General features: G+C 65.6%; 15 protein-coding genes. 3 read left to right on the top strand and 12 right to left on the bottom strand.

What is annotated here, in order from left to right; all coding sequences use genetic code 11:
• Positions 1-60 precede the first annotated feature (60 nt).
• From KP010_RS20550 to KP010_RS20540, 3 genes are read right to left on the bottom strand one after another with little or no spacing between them, the layout of a single operon-like run.
• On the bottom strand, positions 61-999 hold the full coding sequence (locus KP010_RS20550) for an NAD(P)-dependent oxidoreductase (RefSeq protein WP_142864320.1): 939 nt from the start codon (positions 997-999) through the stop codon (positions 61-63).
• Between the two features lie 3 nt (positions 1000-1002).
• Positions 1003-1947 carry a transketolase family protein gene (locus KP010_RS20545; RefSeq protein ID WP_108917433.1) on the bottom strand — a complete coding sequence of 315 codons (945 nt, stop codon included), beginning with the start codon at positions 1945-1947 and terminating at the stop codon, positions 1003-1005.
• Positions 1947-2777, bottom strand: coding sequence for a transketolase (locus KP010_RS20540; protein WP_142864319.1), 831 nt, complete (start codon positions 2775-2777; stop codon positions 1947-1949). The genes KP010_RS20545 and KP010_RS20540 overlap by 1 nt, the downstream gene beginning before the upstream one ends.
• Positions 2778-2987: 210 nt before the next feature.
• Between KP010_RS20540 and KP010_RS20535 the strand changes: the two genes are divergently transcribed.
• From KP010_RS20535 to KP010_RS20525, 3 genes are all read left to right on the top strand, one after another.
• Complete coding sequence (locus KP010_RS20535; RefSeq protein WP_142864318.1) at positions 2988-3659, top strand: CDP-alcohol phosphatidyltransferase; 672 nt, start codon at positions 2988-2990, stop codon at positions 3657-3659.
• Positions 3660-3883: 224 nt separating this feature from the next.
• Complete coding sequence (locus tag KP010_RS20530; protein ID WP_142864317.1) at positions 3884-4993, top strand: GGDEF domain-containing protein; 1110 nt, start codon at positions 3884-3886, stop codon at positions 4991-4993.
• Positions 4994-5240: 247 nt separating this feature from the next.
• Positions 5241-5933 carry an SDR family NAD(P)-dependent oxidoreductase gene (locus tag KP010_RS20525; protein WP_142864316.1) on the top strand — a complete coding sequence of 231 codons (693 nt, stop codon included), beginning with the start codon at positions 5241-5243 and terminating at the stop codon, positions 5931-5933.
• Here the strand turns inward: KP010_RS20525 and KP010_RS20520 are convergent.
• The 9 genes from KP010_RS20520 to uvrB all read right to left on the bottom strand — a co-directional run bounded on the left by KP010_RS20520 (position 5930) and on the right by uvrB (position 17935).
• Positions 5930-6226, bottom strand: coding sequence for a hypothetical protein (locus KP010_RS20520; protein WP_142864315.1), 297 nt, complete (start codon positions 6224-6226; stop codon positions 5930-5932). The genes KP010_RS20525 and KP010_RS20520 overlap by 4 nt on opposite strands.
• A 358-nt stretch (positions 6227-6584) precedes the next feature.
• Positions 6585-8618: an NAD(+) synthase gene (locus tag KP010_RS20515; protein WP_142864314.1), complete on the bottom strand. Its 2034-nt coding sequence runs from the start codon at positions 8616-8618 to the stop codon at positions 6585-6587.
• Positions 8619-8733: 115 nt separating this feature from the next.
• Complete coding sequence (locus tag KP010_RS20510) at positions 8734-9900, bottom strand: hypothetical protein (protein WP_216281431.1); 1167 nt, start codon at positions 9898-9900, stop codon at positions 8734-8736.
• A 31-nt stretch (positions 9901-9931) separates the two neighbouring features.
• The gene (locus tag KP010_RS20505; RefSeq protein ID WP_142864312.1) at positions 9932-11227 is read right to left on the bottom strand and encodes an adenylosuccinate synthase; all 1296 of its coding nucleotides are present in this window, start codon (positions 11225-11227) and stop codon (positions 9932-9934) included.
• Between the two features lie 428 nt (positions 11228-11655).
• Positions 11656-12966: an SCP2 sterol-binding domain-containing protein gene (locus tag KP010_RS20500; RefSeq protein ID WP_253203675.1), complete on the bottom strand. Its 1311-nt coding sequence runs from the start codon at positions 12964-12966 to the stop codon at positions 11656-11658.
• A 69-nt stretch (positions 12967-13035) separates the two neighbouring features.
• The gene (locus tag KP010_RS20495; protein WP_142864310.1) at positions 13036-13488 is read right to left on the bottom strand and encodes a MarR family winged helix-turn-helix transcriptional regulator; all 453 of its coding nucleotides are present in this window, start codon (positions 13486-13488) and stop codon (positions 13036-13038) included.
• A 70-nt stretch (positions 13489-13558) separates the two neighbouring features.
• On the bottom strand, positions 13559-13990 hold the full coding sequence (locus KP010_RS20490) for a hypothetical protein (protein WP_142864309.1): 432 nt from the start codon (positions 13988-13990) through the stop codon (positions 13559-13561).
• 56 nt (positions 13991-14046) lie between these two features.
• Positions 14047-15138 (bottom strand): ATP-dependent RecD-like DNA helicase, encoded by a 1092-nt coding sequence (locus KP010_RS20485; RefSeq protein ID WP_142864308.1) that lies wholly within the window; start codon positions 15136-15138, stop codon positions 14047-14049.
• Between the two features lie 277 nt (positions 15139-15415).
• Entirely contained in the window at positions 15416-17935 is a 2520-nt protein-coding gene (gene uvrB, locus KP010_RS20480) for an excinuclease ABC subunit UvrB (RefSeq protein ID WP_216281430.1), read from the bottom strand.
• Positions 17936-17961: the final 26 nt, after the last annotated feature.

The following is a 17961-nucleotide window of genomic DNA, read 5'->3' as shown; positions in this document are numbered from 1 at the left end:
GTCGAAGACAAGGCCTTCCACGCAACGCCCGCGCTTTATCGCCCCCCTGTGTCCCATGCGCTACAGGACGTGGTTAACAATTTTTTCGCAGCCGCCGGAACGAAACCATTCGACCGTTTCGGCGAATCCGCGCGCCAAAGGCTCGCGGGGCCGCCAGCCGGTCGCGGCGCAAATGCGGGAAATATCGGCTTCGAGATGCATGATCTGATCCGGGCGATAGGGAGTGCGGCCGAATCCCGGCGCGACGCCCGGCGCCGTCAGATCGCGCAAGAGCAGAACGGCGTCGCGCAATGGCGTCGGCTCGCCCGACCCTATGTTGAAGACGCCGTGCGCCTCGTGATCGAGCAGCGCGAGCAGCGCCGCCGCCGCGTCGCAGACATGGGTGAACTCCCAAATCTGCTCGCAAGCGGTGAGATCGGGCGAACGCCCCGCCGCGAAGCTGCGAATGAGCGACGGCACGAGCCAGGGCCGCGCCTCGCCGGGACCATAGAGAGAAAAGACGCGCCCCCACGCTGCGCGCAACCCGCGCTCCGCCGCTATTGCGAGCAGGGCCCGGCCGGCGGCGAGCTTGGCGACCCCATAGAGCGTCGTCGGCTCGGTCGCGGCGTCTTCCGCGACGCGGCCGGCGAGGAGGCCATATTCGGCCTGCGAGCCGACGCCGATCAGAATGCGGGCGCCGGCGTCGGCGGCTGCGGCGGCCAATCGTCCCGTGGCGACGATATTGTCGAGCTGGCCGAGATCATTGCGCTCCGCCCCGGCGACGCCGCGCCAGCCGCTGTGCAGGAGCGCGTCGGGCGCGAAATTCGTCAAGGCCTCGCGATAGCTCTCCGGCGCGAAGAGATCGCCGCGGATCGCATGAAGCCGCGCGGCGAGAGGCGCGAGCCGCGTCGCTTCGATATCGCCGCGCAGCAGGACGGCGCATTCATGGCCCGCTTCGACGAGGAGCCGCGTCGCCTCCGCCCCGAGGAAGCCGGACCCGCCGGTGAGAAAGACACGCAAGCGTCAGGCCCGGCCGCTGAGCAGCCGCTCGCCGCGGCCCGTGACGAGCGCGCGCGCCCGAGCCGCGATGATCGCCGGATCGAGCCCGGCGCGGCGGCGCAGAGTCTCGGTGTCGCCGACGAGGCTCGGAAACGCCTGCGGCGCGGTGAGATCGACGAAGGCCTCGCCCATCCCGCGCGCGAGAAGCGTCTCCATCACGCCGACCGACAGCGGATTGCCGCGATAGCCCTCGAAGACGGAAACGACCGGCGCGCCGGTCAAAAGCGCGGCGAAAGCCTCCGCCGGGAAAGGCTGGACGATCGGAACGCTGACGACGGCGGCCTCGATCCCCTCCCCCGAGAGAATCTCCGCCGCGGCGAGACATTGCGTCACCGAGCCGCCGCTCGTCGCCAAGGTCACATCGGCGCCGCGGCGCGCCGCGAAGGCCGCCGTCTGCGGCGCGAAGATCGGCGCGCCATAAGATGCGCCGCTCTCGCGGGCGATACGGAAATAGGCCGGGCGCGGATCGTCGAGCAGCGCCGCGTAGCAGCGATCGAGCTCGGCGGCGTTGCCCGGATTGGCGACGACGAGATCGGGCAGCGCCGCCATGATCGTCGCGTCCTCGAGCGCGTGATGCGAGGGCCCCAGCGTTCCATAGGAGAAGCCGGCGCCGACGCCGATCAGCCGCACGGCGCGGCGCTGATAGCAGAGGTCGTTGCGAATCTGCTCGAGGCAGCGCGCCGTGATGAAGGGCGCGATGGAATAGGCGAAAGGCCGGAAGCCGCCGGCGGCCAGCGAGGCGGCGACCGAGACCATATTGGCCTCGGCGACGCCCATATTGACGAAGCGCTCGCCGAGCGCCTGCTCGAGCGGCTCGACGAAAGAAAAGCCGAGATCGCCCGTGAGAAAGACGATGCGCGGATCGACGCTGGCGTCCGCCTCTATGAGCTCGATGATCCGCTTGCGCATCAGGCGAGCTCCAGATCGGCGGCGAGCGCCGGCTTGTAATGCGAGGCGACGGTGTTCTCTATGCGGGCGACGCCCTTGCCCTTCACCGTATGGGCGAGGATGACGCGCGGGCGTCCGCGCATGGGCCGCTCGAGCGCCGCGACCAGCGCCGCCCAATCATGGCCGTCGAGCTCGATCGTCTCGAATCCGAAGCTGCGCCATTTGGCGCCGAAAGGCTCGAGGTCCATCACCTCTTTCGTCGGCGCCAGCGATTGAATGTGATTGTAATCGACGATGGCGGTGAGCGAGGAGAGCTCGCGCGCGCCGGCGAAGAGCGCCGCCTCCCAGGTGGAGCCCTCGTCGCATTCGCCGTCCGAGAGAATGCAGAAGACACGATGATCGCCTCCGCGCAGCCGATAGCCGAGTGAGAAGCCCGTCGCCAGCGACAGGCCATGGCCGAGCGAGCCGCTGGTGGCGTCGATCGCCGGGACCGCCTCGCTGAGGCCGACATGCCCCCAGAGCGGCGTGCCGTTCTGCAGATAGGCGTCGAGCAGTTCCGGCGCGACGAGGCCATATTGCTCGAGCGCCGCGTAATAGGCCATGGCCGCATGGCCCTTGGAGAGAATGACGCGGTCGCGCTCCACCGCGCTCGCGGTCGCCGGACGCAGATCGGAAACAGTCAATACCGCATCGAGGATCTCGACGATGCCGAGCGAGGAGCCGAGATGCGCCGAGTTCGCCTTGTAAGACATAGAGATGACGCGACGACGCGCCGCTGCGCAACGCGCGGCCGCGGCCTCATGCGAGCGGGAAATATTCTCGCGGCCCCGCGCCGAGCCTGCTCTCGCCATCGGTCATGTCCTCGCCGTTTTCGCGCGCACTATGGCTCTCGAAAGGTTAATGCTTGGCTTAAGACCCTCGCGCTGCGGTCGGCGCGGATTGCCGCGCGGACTTGCGCCCAGACGGTGATGTGAGACAATGGCTGTAAGGCGGAGCGCGCATGGCGGGCCATGCGTGACAGCCGACCGATCGAGCGGAGACAACCGCGGAGAGCGTCGCATATGAAGATCGCCGATTATAAGTCGGGGCATCATCAGAGCTTTCTGGCGCCGGCCGAGCAAAGGCTGTTGCGCGCGATCATAGGTGAGCTGCCGGAGTCGGTGACGGCTCTGCAATTGACGCGCATCGGCCTCATCGGCGCCGTCATCGTCGCCATGGCGCTCGTCGGCAGCAGCTGGTCGCCCCTGTGGATGACGCTGATTCCGCTCGGCGCCTTTCTCAACTGGTTCGGCGCGGCGCTGGACGGGCCGGTGGCGCTGCATCGCGACACCGCCAATCCTCGGCTCAGCCTCGTCGAGCATATTTGCGATCTGTTCTCGCAGATATTGATCATCGTCGCCTTCGGCTTCTCGCCGTTTTTGTCGTTCGAATCCGCCTTCGTCGTGCTGATCTGCTATCTGCTGTTCTCGGCCTATACTTACATTCGGGCCGTTGTCCGCCATGTGCAGCAAATGGCCTATATCGGCCTCGGCGCGACGGAGTTTCGCATTTTGATCGCGGTCTGGCCCTTCGCCGCCCACGCCATGGGCGTCGACGAAAGCGTCGACGCCGGCGTATCGCGGCTGGACGCCGCGATCATGATTTTGGCGGCTTTCGCCGTTTGCGGCCTCGCGATCAAGGCGCTCTCCGACGCGCGGCGAGTCGCCATGGACGAGAATGGCCAGGGCGTCTGATCCGCGCGCCTCCGAAACTGTCCTGAAAACCTCGTCCTGAAACGCCCGCTCGATCGACGCTATTCTCCCGCCGCCACCAAGGCGGCTATGGACGCGCGCCGAAGAGAAGGGAAAATAGCCGCCGAGCGGGGATATGATTCGGTCCGCCTCGCCAGCATCCATCCGCCGGCGAGAGGATGCCGAAAGATCATATCTCGGCGGCAGAGGCGGAAGAGATTATTGAGATGAAACTCGATTCGAGACGCTGGGCCCTCGTCGCCGGCGTCGCTCTGATTGTCGCAGCAGGCGTTTTCGCTCTTATTCGAGCCGGATTTTTCGCGGCGCCCGACCTCGCTTCGCTGTGGACATGGTCGCTCGACAATTGGGAGACCGCCGGCGTCGGCCTCTCCGGCGAGCCTGTTCGCATCGCGCATGAGCCCCTGGCTCTCATTCGCAATCTGGCGCTGATCACGGTTTCCTTCATCGGCGTTCTGCTGGGGACGCCGCGCCTCGTGGAAGTCGTCACCCGCTCGGGCCGCGGCGGCGGGGCCGTCGGGGAGGATTTCATCAAGACGCGGCGGCTGATCGACGGCGAGCTCGGCACGATTCTCTCGCTCGTGCGCGCCCATCTCGACAGCAACAAGACCTATTCGGCGGCTCTGGTGAAAGGCCATAGGGATCTCGCCGCGACGTCGAGCCCGGATCAGATTCGCGCCGCCGTCGTGCTGCTGATCGCCGAAAACCAGAAAATGCTGCGCGAGACCGAGGAGCATCAGCGCCGGCTGGAGGACTCGCAGCGGCAGATCACGCAATTGCGCGCCGAGCTCGCCGAGACGCAGGAACTCAATGTTCGCGATTCGCTGACGCAAGTGTTCACGCGCCGCCATTTCGACGAGACGCTGGCGCGCGAGGCGAAAGCGGCCGCCGCGGCGGATCGCGCCTTGAGCCTCATCATGGCCGATATCGATCATTTCAAGAAAATCAATGACGGCCATGGCCATTTGATCGGCGACGAGGTGCTGAAGAATTTCGCCCGGACCATGTCCAAGCATGTCGAGGAGAAGGATACGGTCGCGCGCTATGGCGGCGAGGAATTCGCGATCATCATGCCCTCCGTCTGCTTCATCGAGGCGAAAGCGACGGCCGAGCGCATTCGCGCCGAATTCGAGACCAAGAAATGGGCGATCAAGGGCGGCGCGCCGATCGGGCGCATCACCGCCTCCTTCGGCGTCGCGCAGCTCGCGCCGCGCGAGAGCGCCGAGAGCCTCATCCAGCGCGCCGACGCCAAGCTCTATGTCTCCAAATCGCGCGGGCGCAATCTCGTCACCGTTGACGCCGACCTCTCGTCCCGTTGATTCTTTCGACTGCCCTTGTTCGGCCCGGCGGGGCGAGACCTACGCCGTCGCCTATTCGGCGAGGTCCTGCCGCTCGAAATGTCATGATTCCCGCGCCGTGTGGCGCGCTTTTCGCCTCACACCGCCTTCGACGATCCGGCGACGCCACAGAGCGCCCGCCCGCGCGCGAGCATAGAGTCGCGCTGCTTCGTCGCTTTCGACGATTGACCGTCGCGGCCGCGCCGCGGCCGAGCCTCGAGGACGAAAAATGAACGATATTCCCTATCGCGCCGCGCTCATCGTCGGCGCCGGCCCCGGCGTCGGCGCCGCGCTGGCGCGACGCTTTTCCGCCGACGGGCTGAAGGTGGGCGTCGCCGCCCGCGACGCGCAAAGGCTCGCCGCCATAGCGGCCGAAACCGGCGCCGAGGGCTTTGCCGCCGACGCGACCGACCCCGCTTCGGTCGAGGCGCTTTTCGAGGCGGCGGAGGCGAAGCTCGGCGAGATCGACGTGGTCGTCTACAATGCCGGCGCGCGCATTCGCGGCCCGCTGGCGGAGCTCGATCCGGAGGCGGTGCGGCGAGCCTTCGACGTCAACGCTTTCGGCGGCTTTCTCGTCGCGCGGGAGGCGGCGAAGCGCTTCGAGAAGCGCGGGCGCGGCGCGCTGTTCTTCACCGGCGCGACGTCGAGCCTCAAGGCCTATGCGATCTCCGCCCCCTTCGCCATGGGCAAGTTCGCGCTGCGGGCGCTGGCCCAGAGCGCGGCGCGCGAATTGGGGCCGAAGGGCGTGCATGTCGCGCATATCGTCATCGACGGGGTGATCCGCGACACAGGCCGCATCGACCCGGCCGACGCCACGCTCGAGCCCGACGCCATCGCCGACGCTTATCTCGATCTCCTGCGCCAGAAGCGCAGCGCCTGGTCCTTCGAGGTAGAGCTGAGGCCGTGGTCGGAGAGATTCTAGGACCGCTTATTTCGCAGCTTCGCCATAGCCACGCCAAGGCGCCATATCCCGTCCCGCAGCGCCTCTCCCAGCGAATAGGCCAATGAGAACAAAAAGTAGGACACGATGGCCGTGACCACAAAAATGACGATAGCTCCCTGTGCTTGGAATATCCAGGCGGCATAACCCGCCAGCCCGAGCGCTCCTATGGCGGGAAGAGGACGCAGCCCGAGCGCGCCGGCGACGAGGAAAGGCGTTACGACGACACCCGCACAAATCGCCAAAAACATAAATGTCGCGGGACCGTCGAACATGAGAGGCTCTCCATCTTCGTCGTTCAAAGCCTAATCGGCCGAGCTGAACCGTTGACGCGACAAAATGTCGCAAAGCGGACGAAGGCGTGTTACAGTGAGCCGTCGACCCAGGGCGAGCGCCCGCGAGGAGCGGCCGCTCGTCCCCATAACGACGAATAATGGGGAAAGCGCTCATGAACACGATTACGGCTATCCTATCGATCGTCGCAACCTGCGCCGCCGTCACCGCCGCGATCACCGCTTTCGCGAATATGTGACCCGAGCAGTCGTTTAGAGGGACTGCGAGCGTTCGTTCCGCGCAGCCCGCCTGCCCGTCCTCGCCGACGCAAAGACGCGCCGGCGAGGCGTTTGGTCCCGCTCAGGGAATTTCCTCTATATCGGCGAGCCAGGCCGCAGCGCTCGAATCGCTCGGCGCGCGCCAGTCGCCGCGCGGCGACAGCGAGCCGCCGGAGCTGACCTTCGGCCCATTGGGCAGAGCCGAGCGCTTGAACTGGCTCGTCGCGAAGAAGCGGCGCGCGAAGACGCCGAGCCAATGCTTGATCTCCTCGACATCATAGGCGCGGCGCTTCTCCGCCGGAATGTCGGCGGGCCAGCGGCCGGCCGTTGCGTCGCTCCAGGCGTGAAAGGCCAGAAACGCCGTCTTCGACGGCGCAAAGCCGTAGCGCGTCGTATAGAAGAGATTGAAATCCTGCAGCGCATAGGGGCCGACGACATCCTCCGTGCGCTGGACGCTCGCGCCCGGCACCAGCTCCGGCGAAATCTCCGTGTCGAGAATGTCGCGCAGCACGGCGACCGTCTCGGCGCCGAAATGCGCGTCGCGCGCGCACCAGCGGATGAGATGCTGGATCAGCGTCTTCGGCACTGAGGCGTTGACATTGTAATGCGACATTTGATCGCCGACGCCATAGGTGCACCAGCCGAGCGCCAGCTCCGATAGATCGCCCGTGCCCAGCACCAGCGCCTCGTGGCGATTGGCGAGGCGGAACAAGAGCGAGGTGCGCGCGCCGGCCTGCACATTCTCGTAAGTCGTGTCATAGACCGGCTCGCCGCGCGAAGCGGGATGGCCGATGTCCTCCAGCATTTGCCGGCAGGCGGCCGTCACATCGATCTCCTGCGCCGAGACTCCCAATGCGCGCATAAGCCGCCAGGCGTTGGCCTTGGTGCGGTCGGTGGTGGCGAAGGCCGGCAGCGTATAGGCGAGAATATTCTCGCGCGGCAGGCCGAGCGCGTCGAAGGCGGTGACGGCGACGAGCAGCGCATGGGTGGAATCGAGCCCGCCCGAGACGCCGATGACGAGGCGCTGAAAATCGGCCGCCGCGAGTCGCTGGCGCAGGCCGTGCGACTGAATGTTGAAGGCTTCGAAGCAGAGCTCTGCGAGCCGCGCTTCATCGTCCGGCGCGAAGGGAAAGCGCGGGATTTCGCGCAGCAGGCCGAGGTTTTTGTCGCGCGGCGCGTGCAACTCGAAAGGAACGCGCCGAAAGCTCGTCGCGCCGGCTTCCATGTCGGCGCAATCGCCGAAAGTGACCTGGCGCATACGCTCGGCGGCGAGCCGGCCGAGGTCGACATCGGCGAGAATGAGCTGCGGCTCATCGGCGAAGCGCGCCGCCTTGGCGAGCAGAGCGCCATTCTCATAGATCATCGCCTCGCCGTCCCAGGCGAGATCGGTGGTCGATTCGCCCTGCCCCGCGGCCGAATAGAGATAGGCGGAAAGGCAGCGCGCCGAATGGGCCGAGCAGAGCGTCGCGCGATAGTCGGATTTTCCGACAATGGCGTTGCTGGCCGAGAGATTGAGCAGCACGCTCGCGCCGGCGAGCGCCGCCCGCGTCGAGGGCGGGATCGGAACCCAGACGTCCTCGCAGATTTCCGTATGGATCACGAGGCCGGGAAAGTCGCTCGCCTCCAGCAGCACATCGGAGCCGAAAGGCGCGGTCTGGCCGGCGATCTCCATCTCCTCGCCGGCGATGAAGGCGCCGGAAGCGAAATGCCGCTTCTCGTAGAATTCCCGATAATTGGGCAGATAGATTTTCGGCGTGACGGCGAGAATCTCGCCGCGCCGGATGATCAGCGCGCAATTATAGAGCCGCCCGCGCCAGCGCAGCGGCGCGCCGACCGCGATCAGCGGATGCAATGTGCGGCTCGCCTCCAGCAATCGCCCGATCGCAGCTTCCACGGCGTCCAGCAACGCGGTCTGATGCAGCAGATCGTCGATCGCGTAAGAGCTGATCCCGAGCTCGGGAAACAGGACCAATGACGCGCCTTCGGCGTCCGCCTCGCGGGCCATTTCGATCGTGCGCGCGACATTGAAAGCGGGATCGGCGACGCGCGTGCGCGGGCCGGCCACGGCGACGCGAACGAAGCCATGCGAATGCAGCGAGAAGAAAGGATGCGTCATGCGCCGATTATAGGGCCGGGGCGGCCGCAGCGGGAAGGCGCCGCGCGCCGCCTATTTCACCGAGGCTGCTCGAGAAGCGAGCCTTCGGGCTCGCCCTCGAAACCCGGACGCGCGCCTATCTCCAGGCGTCGAGCGCATCGGCGAAGACGCGCTCGCCGCCGGGGCCCTTCTCCAGCGAGATCGTCGCCGCGCGGCCGTCCTCGAGCTGCATGGGCAGATCGAGCACCATGGGCGCGCGCAGCAGCACGATATTGCGGGCCTCGCGATTGCCCCGCAGCAGGCCGATGAGAAAGGCGTTTTCGGTGATCGGCACAGGAACGCCGGCGACCTGCTCGCCCGATTGCGCCTCCGGCCGGCGCATCTGGATCGGGCCGATCGCCTTTATCCCATTGAACTCATTCCCCGGCGCGAGGCTGAAATTCACATTCACCGTATGCGAGGCCGAAAGCGTGGGATCGAGATTCTTCTGAATGACGATTGTCGTCTTCAGCTTTGCTGTCGGAAAATCGATCTCGGCGCGTACGGCCGGCGAAACCGGCTGCCCCGGTCCGGCCGGCATACTCTCGAGACGCCAGATCACCGTGCCCGGATAGGTCTTGACCTTGGCGGCCTCCTCGGGCGCGGCGACCCAGAGCTCGGCCTTTTGGGCGACGGCGACCGCTTGGGACTTTTGCTCCGCAGGCGCGCGCGACGGCGGCGGCTCGCTGTCGCCGCCGATGCGATCGGCGAGCTTGCCTCCCTCGGCGGTTTCCACGGCGGAGGGCTCCGGCTGCAGCTTGGCGAGATCCTCCGGCCGCTCGCGGAATTGCAGCGCCAGCACGGCGACGAGCGCCACCACCGCCGCCAGCACGCCGCCGATGACGATGACACGGCGGGAGACGCTGGCGGGCTCTGGCAGAGGCGGCAGCGGGGCCGGAGGCCGCTGCGGCGGCGCGGGCGCCTCCTCGACCGGCACGGCTTTTTCCGACTTGGGCGCAGCCGCCGGTTCGGCGCTTTTGACGGGCTCTTTCTTCTCGGCCTCGCGCGGGCGCTTCGCCTCTGTCGCCGGAAGCGGCGCGGCGGCGCTCTGATCGCGGACGATCTCGAGCTCGATGCGCGCAATGGCCTCGTCCAGCGCGCGGCCTTCGGCTTCTATATCGTCCTCGGCGACGGGCGGCTGAATGCTGCGCAACTGGTTGAACAGCGCCTTGCGCGCCCGTTCATAGACGGCCTGCCGCGACTGGGGCGCGGGGTCCGGCAGCGCGGCGACTGCGCGAGCGAGCAGCGAATAGTAGTCGGCCATAGGGTTCTAAGACCACCTCGGACGATTCCCGTCAATCCTCGAAAGGATTGCGCACGAGAATCGTGTCGTCGCGCTCGGGGCTGGTGGAGAGGAGCGCAACCGGAGCGCCGATCAGTTCCTCGATGCGGCGCACATATTTGATCGCCTGGGCGGGAAGATCGGCCCAGGAGCGGGCGCCCCCGGTCGTCCCCTTCCAGCCCTCGATCGTCTCATAGACCGGGACCACCCGTGCCTGCGCCGATTGCGAGGCCGGCAGGCGGTCGATGCGGGCGCCGTCCAGGAGATAATGCGTGCACACGCGTATCTCGTCCAAGCCGTCGAGAATATCGAGCTTTGTCAAAGCGATGCCGTCTATGCCCGAGGTTTTCACGGCTTGCCGCGTGAGCACGGCGTCGAACCAGCCGCAGCGCCGGCGCCGGCCGGTGTTGGTGCCGAATTCATGGCCGCGGTCGCCGATCAGCGTGCCGATCTCGTCATGCAGCTCGGTGGGGAAAGGCCCGCCGCCGACGCGCGTCGTATAGGCCTTGGCGATGCCGAGCACATAGCCGATCGCCCCCGGCCCGAGGCCGGAGCCGCTGGCCGCCGAGGCGGAGACCGTGTTGGAGGAGGTCACATAAGGATAAGTGCCATGATCAACGTCGAGCAGCACGCCCTGCGCGCCCTCGAACAAAATGCGCTTGCCGGCGCGGCGAAGATCCTCGAGCAGCTCCCAGACCGCATCCATGTAAGGCAGAATCTTCGGCGCGGCGTCGAGCAGCTCGTCCCGCACGGCGGCGGGCGCGATTTCGGGCAGGCCGAGACCGCGGCGCAGCGGATTGTGATGGGCGAGCAGGCGCGAGATCTTGTCGTCCAGCGTGTCCGGCTCGGCGAGATCCATCAGCCGGACCGAGCGGCGGCCGACCTTGTCCTCATAAGCGGGGCCGATGCCGCGCTTGGTGGTGCCGATCTTCACGCCATTGCCGGCCGCCTCCTCGCGATAGGCGTCGAGCTCGCGATGCAGGGAGAGAATCAGCGGGGCGTTTTCGGCGATCTTGAAATTGTCCGGGCCGATCTCGACGCCCTGCTCGCGCAGACGCTCGATCTCGCCGATGAGAAAATGCGGATCGACGACGACGCCATTGCCGATGACCGAGAGCTTGCCCGGCCGCACTATGCCCGAGGGCAGCAGCGCGAGCTTATAGGTCACGCCATTGATGACGAGCGTGTGCCCGGCATTATGGCCGCCCTGGAAGCGCACCACCACATCGGCCTCGAGCGAGAGCCAATCGACGATCTTGCCCTTGCCTTCGTCGCCCCATTGGGCGCCGACCACGACCACATTCGCCATGGGCGTCTTCTGTCTATCCTGCGCGGCCACGAAAAAGCCCCGGCGCGTAACGCCAGGGCTCGTTACCGCGGTGATTTAGCGCAAAGAAAGGGGCGGGTCAAAGGCGGCGAAGCAGCCGCCTCCGGCCGCGCGTCGAAAAAAAAACCCGGCGCAGAGCGCCGGGGAAGAAGAGTCTCGAGGGAGCGGAGGCGGAAGGGTCAGGGAACGAAGACCAGATAGAGCAGCGTCGCGAACAGAACGACCACGGCGACCTCGATGGTTCGGTTCAAAATCGTCATGATCGATTCGAGAGAGATGGCGGTCATGTCGAAATATCCTGTCGGCTGGTCTTTCCGTCGAGCATATTCTCAGCCCGCGCATTGCCTCGACATTGTCGCCGGATGAAATTTTCGTAACCCTGCGAGCCTCCCCGACCGCGGAGCCTTACGTCACGGAAAGCAGCGTCCGAAGGCCGCGAGCAGCCGCGGGTCGCCGCGCAGCCCGATCTTGAAGGTGATCAGCGCCCGAAGCAGACCCGTCTCCTTGCGCAGGAAGCGCAGCCAGGTCTGCGCATCTGCGCGGATGCGGAGATCGGCGTCGCCGATCAACCCCTCCTTCACCTCGAGCCGGCCGTTCGCGATTCTCACTGTGAGGTCTTTGCGTTCCGCGCCCCTGAAAGCGAAGTGATAGACCGCCTCGAGCCCGGCCGCGCGCTTCTTTTGAAAGCGCAGCGACAAGCCGCGCGCGAAAGCCGCGATGGAGGCGACGCGCATTCCATTGGCGACGCGCTTCACGCTCTTGTGCGGAAAGCGCCGCTTCACATAATCCTCGGCGTCGGAGTCCGGCGTCACATAGATCGTCTCCGCCTTCTGTTTCAGCGGATCGACGATGGTTTCCAGAAAGCCCTTGCGATCGTCGCGATAGGCGGCGATCACATCCTCGCCCGCCGGACAGACGGCGAGGCAATAGGCGGCCTTGTAATTTGGCCCATAGGCGAGGCTCTGCCACATGGAGACGCTCTCCGCATCGCTGACTTTCTCGCGATATCCGGCGGCGTTCTTCGCCTGCGCGATCGTCTCCACCCAATCCATGAAGCCGCCCATGAATTCACGATAATTATGCGTGTAGCAGGCGGAAAGATCGAAAGCGCCGTCCGGCGCGATCGCGCCCGTCGGACAGACGGCGACGCAGAGCTTGCAGGAGAGGCAGGGATTGTAATCGAGCGGGCGCGAATAGGAATCGAGCGCGACATCGACGGCCACCGTCCCGAGCAGAATGAAATTGCCGAATTTGGGATGAATGACATTGCGATGCACGCCCATTTTGCCGAGCCCGGCGGCGATCGCGACCGGCTTGTGCGAGATCACCCACATTTTGCCGGGCCAATTCACCGCCTCCATCGGAAAAGCCATGGCGGGATAGGCGGCGCGACGCCCCATATCCTCGAGCAATCGCGCCAGACGATGCGAAACCGCATCGGTTTCGTCGCCGACGCGATGAAACTCCACATTGGCGGAAGAGCGCGCCGGGCTGCGGATGTTCTCGCGATTCATCTTCATCACGAAAGAGACGAGCGTTTTCGCGAAGGGAAAAGCCGCGAGAATCTCCGCGCGCTCGAAAGCGATCGCCGGATCGTCGATGGAGACGAAGCCGACGTCGTCGGCGCCGGCGGCGAGCGCCATCTCGCGCAATCGCCGCGCCTCGAAAGGCGCGAGCGCCGGCGACGACAGCATATCGTGAGCTTCGACAGACATATGCATATGCCCCTTTTTGCTTGCGCGAAAACTAGACCGCGAGCCTTCAGGCTCGCTCTCGCTCCACCCGTTACATCACTCTTCCTGAACGGCCGCGGCGAGCGCGCGCAATTCGCCGACGAGACGCGCCAATCTCTCGGCGCCGAATTTTGCTTCCGCCTTCGTCTGCGCCGCGCGCCACAGCGGCAGCGCTATGGCCAGAGTGGCGCGGCCTTGCTTGGTCAGCGTCACCTCGCGCGTGCGGCGATCCTCGCCCGCCTTGACGCGCAACAGCCCGCGCTTCTCCATCACCGCCAGATTGCGCGCCAGCGCGCTGCGATCCAGCACGAAAGTCTCGGCGAGCTTGCTGACCGTCCACCCTTCCGCCAGCGAGCAGGCGACGAGCAGCGAATATTGCGTCGGCTCGAGGCCGAGCCCGGAAAGACTCTCCGCATAGAGCTTGCCGACGGCGCGCGCCGCGCGTCGCACATTGGCGACGGCGCAGCTCTGCGCGCAGGCTCTCACTTCGGCGGGATCAGGCTCGCTCATGAGAAAGATGCATATACCCCTTATCCCCGAGCGTCAACCGCGAGCGTCCGCCCCATCGACGGGCGAAGGCTCAGAACGGCAATGGCGCACGGTCCGGCTCGACCCAGGCCCGCCGGGCCGCGACGCTGAACAGCGTCTCGCGATTCCAATAGGACAAGAGCCAGTCTGGATGACCGAGCGGCGAAGTCATGAGCGATCGAAGCACCGCATGAAGCGGCGCATCGGGGGCGTGTGTGCGCAAATGTTCGGCGGCGGCCCGCATCGACGCGAGCGTGATGGTGTGGTGATAGCCGCTCGCATCCGTGTTGGCCGTGTTCGTCGCCTCATTGTAGCGCGTTATGATTTCGCGGATTTCAACGGCTGTCGCGAGATCTGGCCGGTTCCGCAAAAGCCATAGCGCGGTCGCGAAATGCGCGGCATGGGTCCATTCCGCTTTCGCCAGGCTTCGATCGATCACTTTCGAAGCGAGCCGCTCGATCGCATCGTCGTCGGATAAAGCCATCGCCTCTGATCCTCTATGAGGAGCGCTCGTCCATCATCGCGAGCGTCGCGACGAAATCATGTCACCACCGTCAGCCTGCGCGCGGCGCGGGTGACGCCCGTATAGAGCCAGCGCGCGCGATGCTCGCGAAAGGCGAAGGATTCGTCGAACAAAGCGACATCGTCCCATTGCGAGCCCTGCGATTTGTGCACGGTGAGACAATAGCCGAAATCGAACTCGTCCGTATCCTTGCGCTGCGCGTAAGGAATCTCGGCGTCGCCGCCTTCGAAGAATTGCGGCAGCACGCCGACGCGCTGAAACTTTCCCGCCATTTCTTCGGGCTCGACCAGCAGGCGCACCTTGCCCTTGCGCAGGGCGCCGGCGCTCTTCACCTTGAACAGCGCGCCATTGAGCAGGCCTTTCTTGCGATTATTGCGCAAGCAGACCAGCTTCTCGCCCGATTGCGGCAGCGTGCCGACAAAGCCGCGCAGCTGTCGCAGCCGATTATTATAGGCGCGGCGCGTGCGATTGAGACCGACGAGCACCTGATCGGCATTGGTGATGAGCGCGGGATCGAGCGCGTCGCGCCGCACCACCTGCGTCTCGCCATAGACGCCATAATCGAGCCGTCCGCCCTCGCGAATGATCATGGAGAGGCGCACGATCGGATTGTCGGCCGCCTGGCGATGCACTTCCGTCAGCATCACATCCGGCTCGGCCTCGGTGAAATAGCCGCCGCCCTTCACCGGCGGCAATTGCGCCGGATCGCCGAGCACCAGCACCTTCTTGCCGAAGGAGAGAAGATCGCGGCCGAGTTCCTCATCGACCATGGAGCATTCGTCGATGATGATGAGCTTCGCTTTCGCGGCGTCGCTGTCTTCGTTCAGCTCGAAGGCGGGCTCCTCCGTCTCCGTATCGGTGGCGCGATAGATGAGGCTGTGAATGGTGCGCGCGTCCTTGCAGCCCTTGGAGCGCATCACCAGCGCCGCCTTGCCGGTGAAGGCGCCGAAGGCGACATCGCCATCGACGCTCTCGGCGATATATTGCGCCAGCGTCGATTTGCCCGTGCCGGCATAGCCGAACAGACGAAACAGCTGCGCGCGGCTATCCTTCAGCCATGCGGCGACAGCCGAGAGCGCGCGCTCTTGTTCGTTGGTCCAGACGGGCATGGGGTTCTTGACGATTCGAGGATGACCGGGCCGACAGGATGACGAAAGCCGCGGGCGGCCGCAAGTGTCGTGAACAGCCCCGCGAAGAATGGGCGCTCCCTTCTCCCGCCTGCGGGAGAAGGTGGCCCGACGAAGTCGGGTCGGATGAGGGTCCGAGCCGCCTCGCATTATCAAAAACGTCGTCAGCGGGAAATCGCTGCGACCCTCGTCCGACCTCGCTTCGCGAGGCCACCTTCTCCCACAAGTGGGAGAAGGATGCACGCACCAAAATTGCGCGCTATTTATTCAGCTTCCCCTTCACCACTTTCGTCCCCGCCTTGCCCGCCATCGACCGCGGCGCGGGGCGCGACAGCGGCCGCGCTTCGCCGCCGCCGAAATTATGCGGACCCATATCGGCGTCGGTCGGCTTGTGCGCGCGCGTGCCGGAGATCGCGGGCGCGTCCCCTCCCCGCCCGCGCTGGCGCATCAGCGGATTGGCTTCGGCCAAAAGCTCGGCGCGTTGCAGGCGGGAAATCTCGTCGCGCAGACGCGCCGCCTCCTCGAAGGCGAGATCGGCGGCGGCCGCCTTCATGCGCTTCTCGAGATCGGCGAGCGTCGCCTGCATATTGTGGCCGGGCGCCAGCTCGGAGAGGCCGGCGTCAACGGTCACATGATCCTGCTCGGCGAGCGAGCCGAGAATATCGGCGATGTCGCGCTTTATGCTCGCCGGCGTGATGCCGTGCTCGGCGTTATAGGCCTGCTGCTTGGCGCGGCGGCGATCGGTCTCGTCCATGGCGCGCTTCATCGAGCCGGTGATGTGATCCGCATAGAGGATCACGCGCCCGTCGACATTGCGCGCGGCGCGGCCGATGGTCTGCACCAGCGATGTCTCTGAGCGCAGAAAGCCTTCCTTATCGGCGTCGAGAATGGCGACGAAGCCGCATTCTGGAATATCCAATCCCTCGCGCAGAAGATTGATGCCGACCAGCACGTCGAAGGCGCCGAGGCGCAGATCGCGAATGATCTCGATGCGCTCGATCGTTTCTATATCCGAATGCATATAGCGCACGCGCACGCCATTCTCATGCAGATATTCGGTGAGGTCTTCCGCCATGCGCTTGGTCAGCACGGTGACGAGCGAGCGATAGCCGGCGTCGCTCACCGCCTTCACCTCGCCGAGAAGATCATCGACCTGCGAGCGCGCCGGACGTATCTCCACTGGCGGATCGATGAGGCCGGTCGGGCGAATGACCTGCTCGACAAAGACGCCGCCCGTGCGCTCCATCTCCCAATTGCCCGGCGTCGCCGAGACGGCGACCGATTGCGGGCGCATCGCGTCCCATTCCTCGAAGCGCAGCGGACGATTGTCCATGCAGGACGGCAGGCGAAAGCCATATTCGGCGAGCGTCGCCTTGCGGCGGAAGTCGCCCTTATACATGGCGCCGATCTGCGGAATGCTCACATGGCTTTCGTCCGCGAAGACGATGGAATTGTCCGGCAGATATTCGAACAGAGTCGGCGGCGGCTCGCCGGGCCTGCGCCCGGTGAGATAGCGCGAGTAATTCTCGATGCCGGCGCAGGAGCCCGTCGCCTCCATCATCTCGAGATCGAAGCGCGTGCGCTGCTCCAATCGCTGCGCCTCGACGAGGCGCCCGGCGTTGTTCAGCTCGCCGAGCCGTCCGCGCAATTCGTCCTTGATCGCCTTGATCGACTGCAGCAGCGTCGGGCGCGGCGTCACATAATGCGAATTGGCGTAGACCTTCACGAATTCGAGGTCTTGCGTCTTCTTCCCCGTCAGCGGATCGAACTCGCAGATCGACTCCACCTCGTCGCCGAAGAAGGATATGCGCCAACCGCGGTCCTCATAGTGAGCCGGGAAAATATCGACCGTATCGCCGCGCACGCGGAATGTTCCGCGCGTGAAATCGGAGCCGATGCGGCGATATTGCAGAGCGACGAGATCGGTGACGAGCTGACGCTGCTCCAATTTCTCGCCGAGGCTGACGCCGAAAGTCATCGCGGTGTAGGTCTCGACCGATCCTATGCCGTAGATGCAGGACACGGAGGCGACGATGATGACGTCGTCGCGCTCGAGCAGCGCGCGCGTCGCGGCGTGGCGCATCCGGTCGATCTGCTCATTCACCGAGGATTCTTTCTCGATGTAGGTGTCGGTGCGCGGCACATAGGCCTCGGGCTGATAATAATCGTAATAGGACACGAAATATTCGACGGCGTTATTGGGGAAGAAGCTCTTGAACTCGCCATAGAGCTGCGCGGCCAGCGTCTTATTGGGCGCCAGCACCAGCGCCGGCCGCTGCGTGCGGGCGATCACCTGCGCCATCGTATAGGTCTTGCCGGAGCCGGTGACGCCGAGCAGCACCTGATCGCGCTCATTCGCCTCTATGCCGGCGACCAGCTCCTCGATCGCCTGCGGCTGGTCGCCGCGCGGCTCGTAATCGGAAACGAGATCGAATTTGACGCCGCCTTCGCTCTTTTGCGGCCGCTCCGGCCGATGCGGCGTCCACGGCTGCTTCTCGCGCAGATTGGGATCGCCGAGCTTCAGCAGCTGCTCGAGGCTCTCCATCGTCGCCGAGACGCCGCCCGCGCCGCCGAGATCGAGCCTTTCGGCGAGCTCCCCATCGACCGCGCCGGCGTCATAGACGGCCTGCGGAGCCTCCTCGAAGCCGGCCTGCCTCTCGGCGAGACCGGGATTGAGCAGCGCCTGCAAATGCGGCGCGATCGGCGACACCTCGGGCTTGGCGGCCTTGGCGCGCGTCGGCTTGGCGGGGTTCTTCGGCTTTTTGGGTGGAGAGGCCATGGCCGCGAATATGGCCCCGGAATCAC

The organism is Methylosinus sp. KRF6, assembly GCF_018887255.1.
Lineage (GTDB): Bacteria > Pseudomonadota > Alphaproteobacteria > Rhizobiales > Beijerinckiaceae > Methylosinus > Methylosinus sporium.
The sequence above is the reverse complement of the archived record's forward strand: the minus strand, read 5'-3'. Positions and strand labels throughout refer to the sequence as shown.